The 18,712-nt window shown below is 39.0% G+C and carries 15 protein-coding genes; 8 read left to right on the top strand and 7 right to left on the bottom strand.

Annotated elements, in window-relative coordinates; all coding sequences use genetic code 11:
• Window positions 1–12: 12 nt before the first annotated feature.
• Window positions 13–714 carry a TVP38/TMEM64 family protein gene (locus tag BUF13_RS12230; RefSeq protein ID WP_073572085.1) on the bottom strand — a complete coding sequence of 234 codons (702 nt, stop codon included), beginning with the start codon at window positions 712–714 and terminating at the stop codon, window positions 13–15.
• Window positions 715–802: 88 nt separating this feature from the next.
• On the opposite strand from BUF13_RS12230, the gene BUF13_RS12225 reads away from it, so the two are divergent.
• Window positions 803–1,960 (top strand): cystathionine gamma-synthase, encoded by a 1,158-nt coding sequence (locus BUF13_RS12225; protein WP_262710378.1) that lies wholly within the window; start codon window positions 803–805, stop codon window positions 1,958–1,960.
• On the opposite strand, the gene BUF13_RS12220 is transcribed toward BUF13_RS12225, so the two are convergent.
• From BUF13_RS12220 to BUF13_RS12205, 4 genes are read right to left on the bottom strand one after another with little or no spacing between them, the layout of a single operon-like run.
• The gene (locus BUF13_RS12220; RefSeq protein WP_073572083.1) at window positions 1,961–2,794 is read right to left on the bottom strand and encodes a hypothetical protein; all 834 of its coding nucleotides are present in this window, start codon (window positions 2,792–2,794) and stop codon (window positions 1,961–1,963) included.
• 2 nt (window positions 2,795–2,796) lie between these two features.
• Window positions 2,797–3,747 (bottom strand): Smr/MutS family protein, encoded by a 951-nt coding sequence (locus BUF13_RS12215; protein ID WP_073572082.1) that lies wholly within the window; start codon window positions 3,745–3,747, stop codon window positions 2,797–2,799.
• Window positions 3,747–5,042: a cryptochrome/photolyase family protein gene (locus BUF13_RS12210; RefSeq protein WP_073572081.1), complete on the bottom strand. Its 1,296-nt coding sequence runs from the start codon at window positions 5,040–5,042 to the stop codon at window positions 3,747–3,749. Before BUF13_RS12210 ends, BUF13_RS12215 begins: the two co-directional genes overlap by 1 nt.
• 41 nt (window positions 5,043–5,083) lie before the next feature.
• A complete protein-coding gene (locus BUF13_RS12205) occupies window positions 5,084–9,619 on the bottom strand; it encodes a translocation/assembly module TamB domain-containing protein (RefSeq protein ID WP_134204452.1) in 4,536 nt (1,511 codons plus the stop codon).
• A gap of 77 nt (window positions 9,620–9,696) precedes the next feature.
• Between BUF13_RS12205 and tsaD the strand changes: the two genes are divergently transcribed.
• The 5 genes from tsaD to BUF13_RS12180 all read left to right on the top strand — a co-directional run bounded on the left by tsaD (window position 9,697) and on the right by BUF13_RS12180 (window position 12,931).
• Entirely contained in the window at window positions 9,697–10,710 is a 1,014-nt protein-coding gene (tsaD, locus tag BUF13_RS12200; RefSeq protein ID WP_073572079.1) for a tRNA (adenosine(37)-N6)-threonylcarbamoyltransferase complex transferase subunit TsaD, read from the top strand.
• 2 nt (window positions 10,711–10,712) lie between these two features.
• Window positions 10,713–11,183: an SsrA-binding protein gene (gene smpB, locus BUF13_RS12195; protein WP_073572078.1), complete on the top strand. Its 471-nt coding sequence runs from the start codon at window positions 10,713–10,715 to the stop codon at window positions 11,181–11,183.
• Window positions 11,146–11,952 carry an NlpC/P60 family protein gene (locus BUF13_RS12190; RefSeq protein WP_073572077.1) on the top strand — a complete coding sequence of 269 codons (807 nt, stop codon included), beginning with the start codon at window positions 11,146–11,148 and terminating at the stop codon, window positions 11,950–11,952. Before smpB ends, BUF13_RS12190 begins: the two co-directional genes overlap by 38 nt.
• Window positions 11,945–12,454, top strand: a complete 510-nt coding sequence (locus BUF13_RS12185) for an HNH endonuclease (RefSeq protein ID WP_073572076.1) — start codon at window positions 11,945–11,947, stop codon at window positions 12,452–12,454. The genes BUF13_RS12190 and BUF13_RS12185 overlap by 8 nt, the downstream gene beginning before the upstream one ends.
• A 102-nt stretch (window positions 12,455–12,556) precedes the next feature.
• Window positions 12,557–12,931, top strand: coding sequence for a hypothetical protein (locus tag BUF13_RS12180; protein WP_134204450.1), 375 nt, complete (start codon window positions 12,557–12,559; stop codon window positions 12,929–12,931).
• A 58-nt stretch (window positions 12,932–12,989) separates the two neighbouring features.
• Here the strand turns inward: BUF13_RS12180 and BUF13_RS12175 are convergent, their stop codons facing one another.
• Both BUF13_RS12175 and BUF13_RS12170 read right to left on the bottom strand, forming a co-directional pair.
• Window positions 12,990–13,598, bottom strand: a complete 609-nt coding sequence (locus BUF13_RS12175) for a ribonuclease HII (RefSeq protein WP_073572074.1) — start codon at window positions 13,596–13,598, stop codon at window positions 12,990–12,992.
• Complete coding sequence (locus tag BUF13_RS12170; RefSeq protein WP_073572073.1) at window positions 13,567–16,242, bottom strand: MGH1-like glycoside hydrolase domain-containing protein; 2,676 nt, start codon at window positions 16,240–16,242, stop codon at window positions 13,567–13,569. The genes BUF13_RS12175 and BUF13_RS12170 overlap by 32 nt, the downstream gene beginning before the upstream one ends.
• A 327-nt stretch (window positions 16,243–16,569) precedes the next feature.
• Between BUF13_RS12170 and BUF13_RS12165 the strand changes: the two genes are divergently transcribed.
• Together BUF13_RS12165 and BUF13_RS12160 are read left to right on the top strand one after the other, a co-directional pair.
• Window positions 16,570–16,938 carry a BlaI/MecI/CopY family transcriptional regulator gene (locus BUF13_RS12165; protein ID WP_073572072.1) on the top strand — a complete coding sequence of 123 codons (369 nt, stop codon included), beginning with the start codon at window positions 16,570–16,572 and terminating at the stop codon, window positions 16,936–16,938.
• A complete protein-coding gene (locus tag BUF13_RS12160) occupies window positions 16,938–18,710 on the top strand; it encodes a M56 family metallopeptidase (protein ID WP_073572071.1) in 1,773 nt (590 codons plus the stop codon). Before BUF13_RS12165 ends, BUF13_RS12160 begins: the two co-directional genes overlap by 1 nt.
• Window positions 18,711–18,712: the final 2 nt, after the last annotated feature.

The raw sequence follows: 18,712 nt of genomic DNA, 5'->3' as shown, positions 1-18,712 counted from the left end.
AGAATGTGATATTCACTTTTCCTTGCCTGCCTTTTTCCAATTATACCAGATCCCCCAAACGCTCAAAACCAAAAAGAAAATCAAAAATCCAACTTGCAATGGGTCCTTGAGGTTTTCTCGTGCATTCAAAAAATCATTCGCAAGTATTCCCGCTAGAAAAGCTAAAACAGTTCTTGGAAGCATTCCGGGAACTCCATATATCAAGACTTTTTTCAAAGGGATTTGAAGAGAAGCAAAAAGGAAATTGGAGATGGCAAAGGGAATGATCGGACTGATTCGAATAAAGAATATCAGCTTTCCCAAATTGTCTTTTCTTTGATCAATTTCTGATTGCAGGCTTGGTGATTTCAAAGTCAAAATTTGAAGAAAATCTGCATTGGTGGCTTTTCCCAGAGAATATCCTATCACGTTTGCCAGAGTGTAAGCCACCAAGATGTCAAATAATCCCATCCAGCCCAAGACGAATCCTGATAGTAAAGCTGTGAAGGTGGTGGGTAGAATAGCAAGCCCCATTACAAGTGCTGCACCGAGAATAAATAGTAAGTGTTCTATAAAGGTTTGAGGCTGAACTTGGAGAAGTAGTTCGTAATTTTTCAAGGCCAAAAGACTTCCGATTGCCGGGGCAACAGCCACCCATAACCAACTTAAGGAGGCTATTGGATGCAAATGAAGGTACTCAGGAAAGAAGTTGAAAATGCTGCCCTTTTTTGTCATATTTGGCTGTTCGTCGGAATGTTCCGGGGTGCAAGTATAAGGAAGTTTTCATTTCTAGGATCTTCCTTCTGCACATAAGACCAAATCAATTATTAATTCCATGAAATTCGGTACAAAAGCAATTCATGCAGGGGTGGAACCAGATCCATCAACTGGAGCGATAATGACGCCCATTTACCAAACTTCTACCTATGTGCAGAAGTCACCAGGTGATCATTTGGGCTATGAATATTCTAGAACTCATAATCCAACCAGAACTGCTCTCCAAAATAGTTTAGCAGCTTTGGAAAATGGAAAACATGGAATCTGTTTTTCTTCGGGATTGGGAGCAATTGACGCTGTGATCAAATTATTCAATCCGGGTGATGAAATCATCAGCACAAATGATTTGTATGGTGGAACGTATAGACTTTTTACCAAAGTCTTTGAGAAATATGGAATCAAATTCCACTTTGTTCCAATGGCTGATCCGAAGTCGGTGGAGGAAAAAATCAATGAAAATACCAGGATGATCTGGGCAGAAACTCCTACAAACCCGATGATAAATATTGTGGATTTGAAGGCGATTTCCGCAGTTTCTAAAAAGCATAACTTGATTTTTGGAGTTGATAATACCTTTGCTTCCCCTTATCTACAGAATCCGTTGGATCTTGGAGCTGATTTGGTGATGCATTCAGTAACCAAATATTTGGGAGGGCATTCTGATGTGGTAATGGGGGCTTTGATCGTCAATGATGATGAGCTAGCAAAGCAGTTGGTTTTTATCCAAAATGCATGTGGTGCGACTCCTGGACCTCAGGACTGTTTCTTGGTTTTAAGAGGAATCAAAACTCTTCACCTAAGAATGGAAAGGCATTCTCAGAATGGAAAGACCATCGCAGCTTATTTGAAAAATCATCCAAAGGTAGCCAATGTGTATTGGCCAGGATTTGAAGACCATCCGAATCATGAAGTTGCCAAAAGGCAAATGCGTGACTATGGAGGGATGATTTCATTTACCTTGATAGGAAATAAAATGGAAGATGCGGTAAAAGTGATGGAAAGCTTTAAGCTTTTCGCCTTGGCAGAATCATTGGGTGGGGTTGAATCACTTTGCGGACACCCGGCTACCATGACTCATGCAAGTATTCCTAAAGAGGAAAGAGAAAAAGTGGGTTTGGTTGATTCCTTGATCAGATTGAGCGTTGGAATTGAAGATGCTGAAGACCTCAAAAATGATTTGGCAAATGCCCTTTCAAAAATCTAATTAGGTCAGAATCTTTTGAAATAACTTTTGAGCCTGTTTTTCAACTTTGGAAGACAGGCTTTTCTTTTCTTCATGGAGTTCTTTTACCCATTCCAGATATTTTTTGCCCACTTGCTCTTTGTCACTTAGAAAATAAGTAAGGGACTGTAGCTCTAGATGATTGGCATACCAAACTTTCAAGTTCTCCTTCAATGACTCCATTTCAGCATGAATTTGGTCAATAAAGATCGAATTAAAGCCTAGGTGTAGCAACAGGTTTTCGAGCATGATGATTTTTCTCAGACCTTCGAAAAGATCTTTGAATGCCTTGCTGTCCATTCCTTTTCTTTTCTCCAACTGGAAAAATTCCAGCTCCTCTTGAATCAATTGATTGATCGCGGTATTGATCATCAGAGGTTTGATTCCTTTGCTGGCATGTTGGGATTTCGCAAGGAATTCATCCCAATGCTTTAGCGAACTACCAATGACCATGTCAAAGGTTTCATTGTAAAGCCCCTTTTTATGTTTATCTAAATAAGCGCTGTAGGTATTGAAAGTCAGCGTTTTGTTAGTCTCTCTAAGTTTGACTCCTTTTTCTACAATCTTGAGGTGATTGATCTTTTTGAGGTTTTTCTCCAGTTTTTTAAATGGTGAAAACAAATCAAATTGGAGGCCTTCTTTTTCAAAATGAACCTTTGCTAGCAAGTCTCCATAGACCTGAAGGAAATTCAGCTTTTGGTAGAGTTCGATCGCTTTTTTGGATTTGATCTGGCGACCTAGCACCAAAAACAAGTCCTTTGCCTCGGAGTGTTGTTGTTCGAAAACCTGAAATACCGGAGAAATTTTCACAAGCATAATTAGGAGATTCTTACCAAGGTGGCCCCGTAGCCCCACTGGTCTTTCTGCGTATCCTGAAAGTACTTAATATTTCCGATTTGACTCAAGCGCTTGTGAATTTCTTTTCGCAGAACTCCATTTCCTAGTCCATGGATGAAGGTGATTTCGTCCATTCCAGATTGGATAGCTTGGTCCAATTTTTTATCAAAAGTCTCCAACTGAATTCTCAATTTCTCAGAATTGCTCATTTTCGAATGATTTTCTACCAATTCTTCGATATGCAAATCGATACTTCTTGCCGGTTTTTTGACCGGAGTGTCCTCTGGTTTAGGAGAAAGTTTTTCTAATTCCGAATTCAATGCCCGAATGTCCAATTCCTGAGTAGAATTCTCCATATGGAACAAATAAGCTGACTTATTCAAAAATGGAGCTTTGCTCAAATGCTTGAAGAATTGAGTTGCTTTTATTTTGATTTGGCGCTCAAAAGGAGGAATAGCTTTTTCCAATCGATTTTGAACAGGGAAAAAACGAAGAAGAAAGCTTGGCCACTGATCCATTTCTTTTAGAAGTCGATCATCAAATTTTTTAGCAATACCTGGTTTTACAGTTTCTGCCAAAAGCGTTCTCTGATTTGGGCCAAAAACTTCAGATCCATGAATTAAATACTCCTGACGGCTATCATTGATGATATAAAGACTCAGATTTTGATCATTGATTGGCACGAATGCCAAATAGATTCCCTGATCTTTGGGGGCAGAAATAGCAACTGGCGTTTCTGTTTTTTCCTCGATTTCACTGATAGTTCCAAAGTGCGCTTTTTCAGCTTCTGAAATCACAACTGCCTCGGACTTCATGGCTGGGATAATAAACCCGTCCTCAATTTCAACTTCAATTCTTCCGCTATTTGAAATTTTGCGGATGATTCCTTCTTCTTTACCGTGGAGGAGACGGACTTTATCACCAATATTCATTAATCCAATGCTTGTTTGTACGTATCAATTGCTCTTTGCCTAGCAAATTTATGATCTACGATGGGTTTTGGGTAATCTTTTGTGCCTAATTCTGGCACCCATTTCTTGATATACTTCAACTCTTTGTCAAATTTCTCAGTTTGAGACTCGGGATTGAAAACTCGGAAATAAGGTTGTGCATCTGTTCCTGTGCCAGCCGCCCATTGCCAACCGCCATTATTGGAAGCAAGTTCAAAATCCAAAAGTTTTTCTGCAAAATAGGTTTCTCCCCATCTCCAGTCGATCAGTAAGTGTTTGGTTAAGAAAGAAGCGACGATCATTCGTACTCGATTGTGCATGTAACCAGTTGCATTGAGTTCTCTCATCCCCGCATCCACGATAGGATATCCTGTTTTTCCTTCACACCAAGCCTTAAAATCCTCCTCATTATTTCTCCAAGGGATTCTATCATATGCTGGCTTGAACGCCTTGTCTACCACTTCTGGACAAAAAGCCAAAATAGTCATGTAGAACTCTCTCCAGATCAATTCATTTAGGAAAGTATCGTTGAGGGGTGCAGTTTCCAAAGCCAATTTTTTGATGGAAATAGTTCCAAATCGAAGATGGATCCCCAATCTACTCGTTCCTTTTTGAGCTGGAAAATCTCTGGTTTGGTTGTATTTGGAAATCAGATCTTCCTCCCAAGATTTTGATGGGATTTTGATTTCTGTACTTTCAAATCCTAAATCATCGAGACTGGGTACCTCAAAAGTTGATGTCTGAAATAGATTTTTCCAATGGAAATAGGAGAGAAGTTCAATTTTCTGATTTTGGAATTTTTCCTTCCAAACTCGACTGTAAGGGGTGAAAACTTTGTAGAATTCTCCAGATCCATTTAACACTTCACCCGGTTCAAAAATCATCTGATCTTTGAATGTGTAAAAATCAGCTCCTTTTTCTTTTAAAAGCTTTTCAACAGCCTGATCTCTTTCCTTGGCATAGGGTTCATAATCGCGATTGGTGTAGACAGACTGTATTTTATATTGCCCCAAAAGCTCCTCGTAAACCTCAATGGGTTTACCTATTTTGATGAGTAAAGAACTTCCTTTTTCTTCCAATTCTTTGCTCAGGCTTTTCAATTGATCTAGGATGAACTCTACTCTCGCATCCTTCCTATTGGATAATTTATCAAGGATGTTCGTGTCAAAAATGAAAATTGGAAGGATATTTTCTTCTTGTTGAAGAGCGTAGTATAATCCGGTATTGTCCTCTAATCTGAGATCCCTACGAAACCAGAAAATTGAAATTTTTTGCATAAAAAGGCTTTTAGAGAAAAGCTCAAAACTGGATGAATTGTTTAATCTTCTTCCTCTTTTAGATACAAAAATTGCTCTTTGTTTTGTTTCAATGAATCCAATCTCTCTTCGATCTTGTCTAGATTTATTGGTTTCCAGTTTTCGCTACCGTCCCGGTTATATCTTAGATAATTGTCTGAATCTTCGTACAAAGGATCTGCTTTTTGTTTCTTTCTGGTAATTTTTTCAAAAAGCTCAGAGAAGGAGTTAAAGGAGACGTTTTGAGAAACTGAAACTCCGTAAGTCGCCACATTTTTGGAAAGTGAGAGCGAGGTAAATGTATTAAAATTGTTGCGATTGAATATACGGATTCTATAGACTCCGTCATCTGTCAAAAGGTATTCGGCTTGCCAATCTCCAATGATAGAAGCTGCATCCGCATTTCCGGTATTGTCAGTAAATCCACCGTCTCTTGATACCCTTAGTCTTCCATCCAAGAATGTATAAGCCACACTCAATTGGAATGTTTCCAATGCGTTTTGATCCAGGGATGCTAAATCCACATTGACTTCCAAGTTCTTATCCATTTGTCCAATAAATGAATTGAGTTGAGATGATATCAACTGACCCAAACTGCTGGAAATTGTATTTACTCCAGCAAATTGACCTTCTGGTGAAAGAGATCGGGTCATGATGACGGAGAACACCTGTCTGTTCATTTCCTGTTCATCATTGGCTATTCGAGATTGGAAAGAAGAAATAGCAGTTTGGATATCACCGTTATTCGGGAATTGAGAGAAATCGAATCCGAAAGTAATATCTGGAGAAAGTAATTCTCCATTCAAATTCATGATGACATCCACAGGATACCTTCTGTTTGCCACGCTACTTTGCTGATCTTGAGTAGTGCTTGTAGCCAACAAAGGAGATACGGAAACAGATTCGGTATATTTTGCTTTCAGGTTCATGACCCCTTGATAGGGATCTCCATACCAAGTGATTCTACCTCCGGGTTCTACCTGAAACTCTTTCTTAAGAACGTTGTATAGGGAGAAATCATAAGTCGCCTGCGTGATTTCATAGGATCCAGAGAGGGAGAAGTTTCCTTGGGTATCAATTCCCAGAGTCAAAACGCCTCGTCCTCTACCAGAGATTTTTTCATCAGTTCGAGGGTCAATAATGATTTCCGCATAGGCGTCTGGGGTCAAATCCAGAACGAAATTCATTCTCACATTTTCGATATTGAGTCGGTTGACTTCATCAGCCAGCTCTTGAATCCGAACCGTATCCTGAATATTGATGAAATGGATGTATTCCTCGCTGACCTGATCATTGTTGCTACTCAAAGGAATGTAAATGCGAGTATTTGCTTCACTTGTAGCTCTTGCATTAATATCCAAATTTGAAGTTGAACCAACAATATCAATTGTCCCCGTTACGAATGCTAAGCCGTAAAATACTTCATTGTCCCTTTTGGAGGTGTTTAGAACTTGGAAATTGTTCAGCTTAGCATTGATATCCAATACAATGTCTTCAAGGCCCTGATATTTGAGACCTCCGGAAAGGTTAGCGGTGTTCCCATTGAGATCTTTGGCTACTAATCTGTCGAAACTAATTTCTCCTGGTTCAAAAATAAACCCACCATCCAATTGGTATGGAGTGTTTAAGTAATTGACTCGTAGTCTTCCTTGATTGAAATTTCCCTGGCCAAGCAGCTGTGGGTTACTGGCATTACCTTTTAGTTGAATTTTTCCAGAGATGGTTCCTCCCAAATTCGATATGTAATTGGAAAGGAATGGCTCAAAAATGGCCATTTCGGCATTATTGAGGTTTCCATTTAAATCAAATATTTGATCTGCTAAAAATAGGTTTCCTCCCAGATTGATGGTCTTCTTCCCATTCAATTCATTTTCTAAATTCAATACAAGAGTACTGTCATTCAAATGGGCATTTGCCAAAAGATTGCCGATAGGGATCTCATTGATTTGAAGGGAATCTACTTTGATTTCAGATCGGATATTTCGACTTCCGGTTTCAGCATTCGAGAGAATTAATTGCCCATTGATCCTACCATTATACTCCTGAGGGGTTAGGGTGTTTAAGATGTTTGCGTTGACATTTAGGATCGTGGCATAAAGCTGATCTTCTGCGTCATTGCCTAAAACCCCTTCAATATCGATGACTTGTTTTTTAGACTGGAGGACAACATTATTGAAACTAATCCCCTCAGATTGTAACAAAATTTCATTTTCGGGGTCAAATTTCCACTCATTACCCAACACGATCAATTGGGAAGGTTCGAAAGAAAGTGCTGTTTGGTCAGGAGAAAAACGAGCTTCAGCCTTAATTCGGGCACTACTTTGAGTTGAATCCTGATCCAAGGCAAAGTCAAGATTCAGTGCGTCATTATTCCAAATTGCTTCAAATCCAAAGTTGCTAAATTCCAAGGAGGTGCCTAGGTTTTGGTTTTTGGAAAAGATGTAAAAAGAAGCCAAAATGTCCTCACTGTTGATCAATTTGGAGGTGTTAAAATCTATATTAACATCTCTTGCAACATTGGATTGATATTGCAAGGTATCAATAGAAGTGAAAAAGTTGAAAATTGTGTTTTCCGCCGTTTGGTAAAAGGCACCTTCAAGTAAGGTGTTTTTAGAAATGTAATAATCCGGTTGAAATAGCTGGACAATTGGATTAATGTCCAAAAGTCGAATATTTAGGTCGATTTTATATTCTTGATTGAAGTATTCCTCAATGTCTGCAACTGGTTGTTCTTGCTTAAAAAGGATAGCCAAATACTGATTGTAGAGAACAGGAAAGTCTTTCATCATTTGTTCAATGGCAAAATGACCGGAAGCACCTGCCACCAAGTAATCAGAATTGAGAGACATCGTGCGTGTTCCTCCGGCAAAAAGGGATTGGAAATAAAAATCACCTACTTCCAAAAATCTGCCATCGTACCCAATAGCCAAGTCCTTGACCCTCATGATCCCCGTCAAGTCATCTACATTGATTCCTTTAGTGTCCATTTGAAGTTCACCGGAAACGAAGGTGGCTTTTTCGGAAAGGTTAAGCGTGGTTAGATTAGCTGTATCCAGTTGAACATTGATGTTGATAGCCTCAGAGGTATCTCTCAAATTGATCGTTCCACGTCCATTCAGTTTCAAGTTTGGGTCATTGATGGCTAAATGTCCCTCAAAAAGATCCAATCCGTAATTAGCATCTGTTTGAATGTTGGAATAATTGTATCCTTTGACTCCAATTTTGGAAATTACTGCATCCAATCCGATCAAGATGTCGTCTCGACTTTTTCCTTCCAGATTCACATTTCCTTCCAAGCTGACTTTTTGGAATACATCTGGTGAATTGGTAATCTTACCTAGGTCCAATTCTTTGATGGTTACATTGGAAACTACCTTGTTGGAACCGTTTTTCTGTTCGAAATTCACTCTACCATCTATATCCCCAATGCTAGTTTGGAATTGTCCGTTCGTATCAAATCGGCTTAGGTATCCAGCGAAATCGGCATTCAATCTAATAGTGCCGAATTTTAAAATCTCTTCCTGAATATTGTCTGATAAGTAGGGAGCAAGATCTGTGGCATTTAATGTAGAGTTTTGAAGAGAAAGATTGATGTAGGTGTCTTCTATATCAGGAAGTCCATCTAATCTGAATGCTCCAAAAATTTCAGTTTTCTTGCCAATTCTTAACAAAAACTCCTCGGATCTCAAATCCGAAACCGGACCTTTTACAGCTCCTGTTAGGATGATTTCATCGTTGATATTAGGAAGGGTAGGGGCGAAAAATCTTAAATCATCCAAACTTAAAATCGTCTCTTCCATATTCGCTATGATGACCACTTTGGTCAAAAAATCAGAGAATGAAGAGGTACTGGCATATTCAAATCTCAAGAAATCTTTGATATGACTTTTGTTGGTGATCAGATTTAATTTATCAAACTCCAAAAATTCAGGAGCAAAAGTCAAATCTGTTTTTAGTTCCTTTATATTTAAACCCGATCCTGATTCTAATCCAGATAATAGTCCAATGTTGATTTGAATCTCGCTTCCTTCGATTAAAAAATCTGATGCACTTGCCGCTAAATTGACAAACCTCATGCGGTTGTAGTCCAATCCATCAGTGATCGGTTCGGAATTGTAATTCACTAATGCAAACTTGGAATTCCGTATTTCGATTTGACCGATTCCAAAGGAAGAACTCCCTGAACTTCCGCTAGAGCCAAATAACTTTGAGAGTTCAGTCGCCCACAAATTGATATTCATGGTACTATCACCTTCATGAGTAATTAGCTGAACATTGGATTCTTCTAATCTTACATTGTCAAGTGAGGGAGTCCCCGAGCCAATCAACGAACCGAGTTGAAAGTCTACCATTGCTTTTTGCGCAGCAATCATAGTACTGTCATGATGATCTTTGATTTCTAAATTGCTGAGGGAAAGGGCGTCCCACCAATTGAGATCAATATGTCCAATTGATGTGGTGAATTGGGAATCTTTATTGAGATAATTGGTTACTTTATCTATGGCCCAGTTTTGAACCGACGCCATTTGAAGCAACAATGCAATACTTAAGAAGCTCAAAAGTAAGCCAAAGATTACCCAAAGGAGTATTCGAAAGGCTTTGTGTAAAAATTCCGTAACTTTCGCGTTCTTTTCCAATGGATACTAAAGATATTTCTATACTAGCAATTGAGTCCTCGTGTGACGAAACCTCTGCCTCTATTATCTTAAATGGCAAAGTACTTAATAATATTGTGGCCACACAATCAGTCCACGAAAAATATGGGGGTGTTGTTCCCGAATTAGCATCAAGGGCACATCAGGAAAATATTGTCCCTGTTGTTTATGAGGCACTTTCAACCTCAGGTTTGAATAAGGAAGATTTGAGTGCAATTGCCTTTACTCGAGGACCCGGCTTGATGGGAGCCTTATTGGTTGGAGTGAGTTTTGCCAAATCATTGGCCTATTCTCTTCAGATTCCTTTGATCGAGGTGAACCATATGCAGGCTCACGTTTTGGCTCATTTTATAGAAGACCCAAAGCCTAAGTTTCCTTTCATTTGTTTGACTGTCAGTGGAGGGCATACGCAGTTGGTTTTGGTGAAAAGTCCTTTAGAAATGGAAGTCATTGGCGAGACTAGAGACGATGCTGTAGGGGAGGCCTTTGATAAAACTGCCAAGTTATTGGGTTTGCCTTATCCAGGAGGGCCTTTAATTGATAAATATGCGAAAGAAGGGAATCCAAAGGCGTTTCAGTTTCCCATAACAAGAATGCCTGAATTGGATTATTCTTTCAGTGGAATAAAAACAGCGGTTTTATATTTTCTTCGGGAACAGCTTCAAAGCAATCCTAATTTCAATGAAGAAAATATTGCTGACCTTTGTGCCTCTGTCCAATATAGCTTGATTGAGATGCTTTTGATCAAATTGAAATTGGCAGTGAAACAGTATGGAGTTAAGGAAATAGCCATTGCAGGAGGGGTTTCGGCTAATTCAGGGCTTCGCGATACCTTAACTGATCTAGCGAAAAAGAGAGGATGGAACCTGTACATTCCAAAATTCGAATATTGTACGGATAATGCAGCGATGATCGCCATGGCTGCACATTTCAAATACCAAGAGGGAGAATTTGCATCGATGGATGTTACTCCTTTGGCAAAAATGAAGATTTAAGTATGGCTACTAAAGTCAATAAGTTTGATAAAATCATCAATATCAAAAACAAGAAAGCAAGCTTTCAGTTTGAGTTTATAGATACCTATAAGGCAGGAATGGTCCTAAAAGGTACCGAAATCAAATCCATTCGTGAGGGGAAAGTTTCTCTGACTGAATCCTTTTGTGTTTTCTTGGACGGCGAGCTTTATGTCCGTCAAATGCATATTGCTCCCTATTCAATGGCTGCAAGCTATAATCATGATGCTGTGAGAGATAGAAAATTGCTTTTGGGCAAAAAAGAACTCGAGAAACTGCAAACTAAGTCTCAAGAAAAGGGGCTAACTATCATTCCGGTTCGTATATTTATCAATGACCGAGGGATGGCCAAAATGGAAATCGCCTTGGGTAGAGGAAAAAAAGTCCATGATAAGAGACAGGACCTGAAGGAAAAAGATGCCAAAAGAGAACTCCAACGAATGGCCCTTAAATGATGCATTCGGCATTTGCCGACAAACGATTTTACCAGTCTACAGAAAGCCAACTGTAGACTCGGCTTTGGTGACTCAATTACTTTTTGGAGAATGTTATCAAGTTTTGGCAGTCACCGAAGATCGAACTTGGTATCGAATTTTTAATGAGGACTCAAGAATTGGAGGATGGATCTCTTCCAAATCCATCAAAGAGATCAATAGTCTCGATTATCAGAAATTTCTCAATCAAGACTATCAAATAGTCACCAGCCCCATAGCAGCAATAGAATATATGGGGACAAACGTGTATTTATTGCCGGGAAGTAGACTTCATTTTTCAGATTTGGAATTATTCAATTGGCAGGACCATATTGGCTTTACCGGATCAGTGAGAAGCCATGCGATCAAAGCCGACCGAGATCAATTAGTAGATATTGCTTTAAAGTACATCAATGCGCCATGGCAGCCAGGAGGGAGGAGTATTTTTGGAGTTGATGAACAGCTGGGATTTGCTTTGATTTACTCAATTGCTGGATATACTTGGAATTCAGTGTATTTACCGGGAAGAATCATTCCCATAAATCATGTCAAGCCGGGAGATTTGATTATTTTTCATCATCAATATTCTAATCAGGATCATTTCGGAATTTACCTGGGGATGGAAGAAGTGCTTTGGATGGATAATAAAATGAAAGTATCTGATTTGAATGAATGGGAAACCTATTTAAAAAACCAAAAGTCTGAGGAAGTAGTTTTTACTGCGAGATCAGTCTTCAAAAAAGATGGATAAACGAGTATTGGTATTGAACTTGGATCATTCTCCGGTAGCAGTGGTATCGGCTCAGAAGGCTATTGTTCTTACTTTATTGGATAAAGCAAATATTCTTTCTACCTACGATCTACTCGAAATCCGAACCGTTAGCCGGACTTTTTCATATCCTGCGGTAATTCGTCTCAATGAATATAAAAACATTCCTTATCGTGGAGTTTTATTGAATCGTGTAAACCTTTTTAGGCGAGATAATGGAGAGTGCCAGTATTGTGGTAGCAAAAGACACCTCACAATCGATCATGTGATGCCCCGATCCAAAGGAGGGAAAACATCTTGGACAAACTTGGTGACTGCTTGCAATCGCTGTAATGTCAGCAAGGGAGATAAAACCCCAGAACAGGCGGGTATGCATTTAAAAATGCATCCTTTTAAGCCTTCACTATCTTTCTTTTTATCCCTATATGCAGAAAGACAAGCTTCAGAATGGATTCCATTTTTGAATGTGAAGGTGGTGCAATAGGCTTGATTTTTCTGGCAAAATAATTGCCTGTAAGCGGTTATGAATTTGATTAATATTCCAGCTTTAATTTTGTTTTTTTTCCTCCAGGGTTCACCCATTCAGATGCAAGAGCTTCTTGGAAAATGGCAACTGGTTCATTTTGACGGGATTGATAGAATTAGAAATTCCCCCCAATTCAGAAGTGCAAATCCCACTGCTTTGGCAGATATGCAGGCTAAAATCAAAAACAGACTGGAAAATACTATTTATAAATTCGTAGAGAATGATTCTCTGCTTTTTACAGATTTCCAAAATCAGCGAATGATTCAAAAGAAAGCAAAACTGGAATTGAGTCCAGAAAACATCTTGACTATCAATAGTGGAGGAGAAATCAGAAAAGCGAAAATAGTTGAAGTGACAGATTCTAAATTGGTCTTGGAACCAATCAGTGACTCCCCAGGATCAGGAAAACTGACTTTCGAAAAAATAATTGAATAGAATTTTTGTAGCTCAAGCACCCTAATGAGTGAAAAAGCCAACTTGAAAGAGTTGGCTTTTATTTTAAGTCTAGCATCATCTGTTTTGGCAATAATTGAAAACTGGTCCGATGCCAGATTGTTTTGCCAAAATTCTCAATTCCGGCTCTATGGATTTTCGTCGGATACCCCGCGTTGGTTTCCCACCCATAATGAGGGAATTCCAAAGCCAGACTTTCCATGAAATTATCTCGATGGACTTTTGCGAGAATAGATGCAGAAGCAATGCTGGCAAACTTTCCATCGCCTTTGATGACGCAGGTATATGGATAAGAGAGATCAGATTTCCATCTATTTCCATCAATCAGCAAATGTTCGGGCTCAACTTTCAATTGCTGAATTGCCCTTTTCATTGCCAAGAAGGAAGCGTTGAGGATGTTGATTTGATCAATTTCCTCAACTGTAGCCTCAGCAATAGCCCAAGCAATCGCTGAGTTTTTGATTTCATCCACTAATTCTTCGCGTTGGGATTTTCGCAATTTTTTGGAGTCATTGATCCATGGATTTGAAAAATCCTGAGGTAAAATTACCGCGGCTGCTACAACAGGCCCAGCAAGACATCCGCGACCTACTTCATCACAGCCGGCTTCTAGTCGGTTAGCTTCTAAATAGGGTGGTAGAGTTACCATAAGTGTGTGGTTTTTTCTCTTTGTAGAATTTATGGATCATTTCGGCAACCAATCCCGTCCATCCAGTCTGATGGGAGGCACCTAGCCCTTCACCGTTATCACCTTGGAAATACTCATAAAACAGAATGTAATCCTTGAAATTCGGGTCGGTTTGGAATTTTTCCTGAGTCCCATTGAAAGGTCTATTCCCATTTTCATCACGCATGAAAATCTTGATACAGCGTAAAGAAAGTTCCTTGGCTATCACATCCATGGTCATATAATTGCCCGAACCTGTTGGGTATTCGATGCTGAAATCTCCTCCGTAGTAGAAGTCAAACTTCTTCAAGGACTCGATGATCAAGTAATTGATTGGGAACCAAATCGGGCCCCTCCAGTTGGAGTTACCTCCAAACATTCGGGTATCGGATTCTCCCGGAGTGTATTTGATGGAGAACGTATCTCCATTGATTTTCATCGTATAGGGCTTTCTTTCATGGAATTTGGAAAGAGATCTAATCCCGAAATCACTTAAGAACTCATCTGAGTCTAGCATTTTTTGCAAAACTTTCTTCATCCGGTGCCCTCTAAGCAATGAAAAAAGCCTTCTTTTGTCGTAGCCCGGTTGGATCCAGCTAGAAACCAAAGCAGCTAGTTTTGGCTTTTCCCTGAGGAAGAAATCCAGTCGCTTTCTGAATTCTGGAAGCTGATCGAAAAGCTCCTCACGAATAGGTTCGACTGCAAATAAAGGGATCAATCCTACGATAGATCGAACTTTCATTTTCTTTGGTTCTTTTCCAGGGACGTGGAAAATATCATAGAAAAAGTTGTCCTCATCATCCCAAAGGGATATTTGCTCAGCGGAAATATTGTTCATTGCTCCTGCTATATACAGGAAGTGCTCTAGGAATTTGGTTGCGGTGAATTGATAGACTTTGTTGAATTCGCAGAGATCCAATGAAATCCGAAGCATATTCAAGCAAAACATCGCCATCCAAGAAGTCGCATCAGCTTGCTCCAATTTCCCTTGGTAATATTGAGCATGACTTCGGTCAAACAAGGAGATATTATCTAGTCCTAAGAAGCCGCCTTCAAAGATGTTTTTGCCATCGGAGTCCTTTTGATTGACCCACCAGGTAAAGTTCAACATCAATTTATGCATGGCTCTTTCTAGGAATTCTTGGTCTCCTTTTCCGCCATTTGCCTTTTTATCAATCTGATAAACCCGTTGAACCGCATAAGCATGGACAGGAGGGTTGACATCCGAAAAATTCCATTCATAAGCCGGAATTTGTCCATTTGGATGCATGTACCATTCATTCAGGAGAAGCTGAAGTTGGTCTTTGGCAAATTCTGGATCAACCCTTGAAATTGGAATACAGTGAAATGCCAAATCCCATGCAGCATACCAGGGATATTCCCATTTGTCCGGCATGGAAATGATGTCATAATTCTGAAGATGTCTCCAATCATGATTTCTTCCTTGTTTTCGCTCTTTTGGTGGACTGTATCGTCCGGGGTCTCCTTCAAGCCATCTTTCTACATCGTAGTAATAAAATTGCTTAGACCACATCATTCCAGCATAGGCCTGACGTTGGATGGATTTTAAGTCAGGGTCTGTTACTCTTTCTTGAAGATGATTGTAAAATTCATCAGCCTCCTTATTTCTTTGTTGAAGGCAGTGATTGCATATTTCAAGGGGTTCATCCTCCAATTGATGTTGTAGCCTCAATACTATTTCGGCTTTCTCACCTGCTTTGATATCGAGTTTATAAATAGCCGCAGCCTTGGTGCCGGTAAATGCTGGGTTAAGTTTGGAATCATCACCTTTAACGATGAAATCATTGATTCCATCCTTTAGGAACTTCTTCTCGTTCGGGATTCCGTATAAGCGTTCTCTATTGGTTTCATTGTCACAAAAGCGAATGTCTGGAGCCCCATCGAAGGTGATGGAGTAATTTCCTGACTTAGGGTTAAAGGCCTTGATTTGGTTGGATCGAACCAAGCTTAGCTTAGGAAGAAAGGGTTCATGGCCGGTAAACCAGGTTTTTCGAAACCATAAAGTCGGCATTACCCATAGCGGAGCAGATTCAGGGCCTCTATTGTGGATAGTTACTTTGGCAATAATATCCTCTGCATCATGCTTTGCATATTCTATGAAAATGTCAAAGTAGCGATCATCATCAAATACCCCTGTATCGATGAGTTCGTATTCTCGATCAGTCTTACTTCTTCTCCCATTTTCATTGACTAATTCACCATATGGAAACTCTGTCTGAGGATACTTATAGAGCATCTTCATGTAGGAATGAGTGGGAGTGGAGTCTAGGTAGTAATAGATTTCTTTGACATCTTCTCCATGATTTCCCTGATTTCCAGTCAATCCAAAGAGTCTTTCCTTGATAAAAGGGTCCTTCCCGTTCCAAAAAGCCCAAGCAAGACAAAGTTTTTGCTTGTAGTCTGAGATTCCTCCAATGCCTTCTTCACCCCATCTGTAGGCCTTGCTTCTGGCATCATCGTGGGTAACATTTTCCCAAGCAGCACCATCAGGGCTGTAATCTTCTCTAACGGTGCCCCATTGTCTTTCAGTTAAATAAGGACCCCATTTTTTCCAATGTTTGGTAAAATCGCGGTCCTCTTGTAATCGTGTATATTCAGCTAACATGTAGGTTCTGATTTGAGCAGTCTCGAAAATATAAGTTTTCGTTGCTTAAAGATCAAAATTAGGACTTCTCTTTCGTAAATCGCTGAATATGGTCGAATTCACCAATTTTTTGAACTAGGTCAAATAGATAATGGATTTTTGAAAAAATGGATTGTAAAAGTCCATATTCTACGAAGTAAGTAGTTTAATAAGGCAGGAATTCATGATTTGTTGCATAGAATTCCAATTTTCCTCAAAAATCAAATTCTCTGAAAAATGTTAAAAATTTCATTCTACACTTGTAGAATTGATTTTGTGTTCTACATTTGTAGAAAGTAATTTGTAATTATGAAACTGTCTAAAACTGAGGAAGAATTGATGAATCACCTTTGGGTTTTGAAAAAAGCATTTCAAAAAGAGCTACTTGAGATGTATCCAGACCCAAAGCCTGCAGCCACTACAATTTCCACTTTGTTGAAAAGGATGCAGGAGAAAGATTTTGTCTCTTATGAGACGATTGGGAATATGAGACAATATTTTCCATTGATCAGTAAGGAAAACTATTTCTCCAAACATATCAATGGCTTGATCAAAAACTTTTTCAATGATTCTCCAGGTCAGTTTGCTTCTTTTTTCACGAAGAAAACTGACTTATCCAAAGAAGAACTTGAAGAATTGAAGTCTCTAATTGAAGAAAAACTAGTCCAAAAAAGCTGATGGAATATCTATTGAAATCCGTGATTTGTCTGATGGTCTTTCTGGCCATTCATAGGCTTTTGCTTCAGCGGGAAGTGTTTTACCAATTCAATCGCTTTTACCTATTAGGGGCAATTATTTTCTCTTTTTTGATTCCGCTAAACACAATTGAAAAAGTGGTTTTTGTAGAAAAACAGGCTCCTGTTTTTGTGGAATCATTGAATTTTGGGGAAAATGTAATCCCCACTTTTGAAAATGTCTCTAATCAGGAATTAGTCCTTACCGAGCTGCCAACAGAGCTTCCATGGCAAATATTGTTGTGGATTGTCTATGGCATGGTTTCGATAGTATTCTTAATCCGTTTTGTCAAAAATATTGGAGTACTCTATAATCAGGTCAATAAGAATTTGAAGGTGACCTATCGTGGTCAAACCTTGGTTCTACTTTCCCAGAAAGTCATTCCATATACTTTCTTTCATTACATTTTTGTTACAAAAGAGGAGTTTGAAAATGAGGAGATTTCTGATGCGGTGTTTGAGCATGAATTGTCGCATGTGAATGGGAAACATAGCTGGGATATATTATTTATAGAGCTATTGATGATCCCGTTTTGGTTCCATCCAGGCTTGTATTGGGCTAAGCAAAGCATCCAGCTAAACCATGAATTTATAGCAGATCAGTCAGTTCTTAAAAAATGGCCGATCCATCAATATCAACAAGAATTGCTTCAATTTATGGCTGGAAACCCTTCCAATTCTCTTGTTAGTAATTTGAATTTTTCTTTAACCAAAAAACGTCTCGAAATGATGAAAAAGCAGACAAAATCCACTATTCGTGTGATTAAGCTTCTGGTGCTTTTACCGGTAATTGCTTTAGTGATTTATGGATTTAGTGAGAAGAAAAGCGTTGAGGTTGCGAAAGATTCAGGATCAGAGTCAAAGTCCATCAATAATTCAGAGGAGCTTGATTTTCATCTGAACATAGGTGGTGGAATTAAGTATGAGGGGAAAGTTTATGCAATATCTGATTTAAAGGACCTATTAAAAGACTCTGATAACCACGTTTTGGTTAATCTTTCTGTAGATCCGGGAGTTCCGATGGGTCAATTGGCTGACTTTCAAACTGAGTTAAGGAAGTTGGATGTAAGAAAGATCAAATATTTAAGTAATTCATCTATTTGGCCAAGATCGAATGAACGAATTAATGATTTGACTGAATATTTGAATGATCTTCAAGTTTATAAAGAAAGATTAGCTACTGGAGTTCACTATATCCAAAGATCTGCTGATGAACAAAAAGAAATTTTAAATGAGTTCTTGGATTTGGGAGGAAAGTACTTCAGACTTCCAATGGATTTACAGAGAAAGACTCAAAGACCCAAGCATCCATATGATCCATTTATTCGATTGGAAAAGGATGGAGAGGTGTATTTCAAGAAACCAGGTGACTTGACTGCTGAAGAGAAAGCAACACTTCCACCTCCCCCTCCATACGATGGAATGGCAGATGAAACCTTATTAGAAGCATATAATGAATTGTTCTATTCTTATGAATTGAAAAGGAACGAAAAGCAGCATTTCATTTTCAAAAGTGAAATTGATCAAGATCAGATTCAGAGTCTTTACGATCAGGTGATGAATTCATATATGTCCTTAGATTATTTGGCCAAAAGTAAGGTGACTAAACCTACTTTACCTGCTGAGCCTTACGTAAAAATCACCAGAAATGGAGTAGAGATGTTTAAGCTTCCATCAGAGCTTACTCCAGAGGAAAGAGCGGCAAACGGCTGCTAAGT

This window comes from Algoriphagus zhangzhouensis (assembly GCF_900148515.1).
GTDB lineage: Bacteria > Bacteroidota > Bacteroidia > Cytophagales > Cyclobacteriaceae > Algoriphagus > Algoriphagus zhangzhouensis.
Note: the sequence above shows the minus strand (reverse complement) of the source record. Positions and strands in the feature narration are given on the sequence as shown.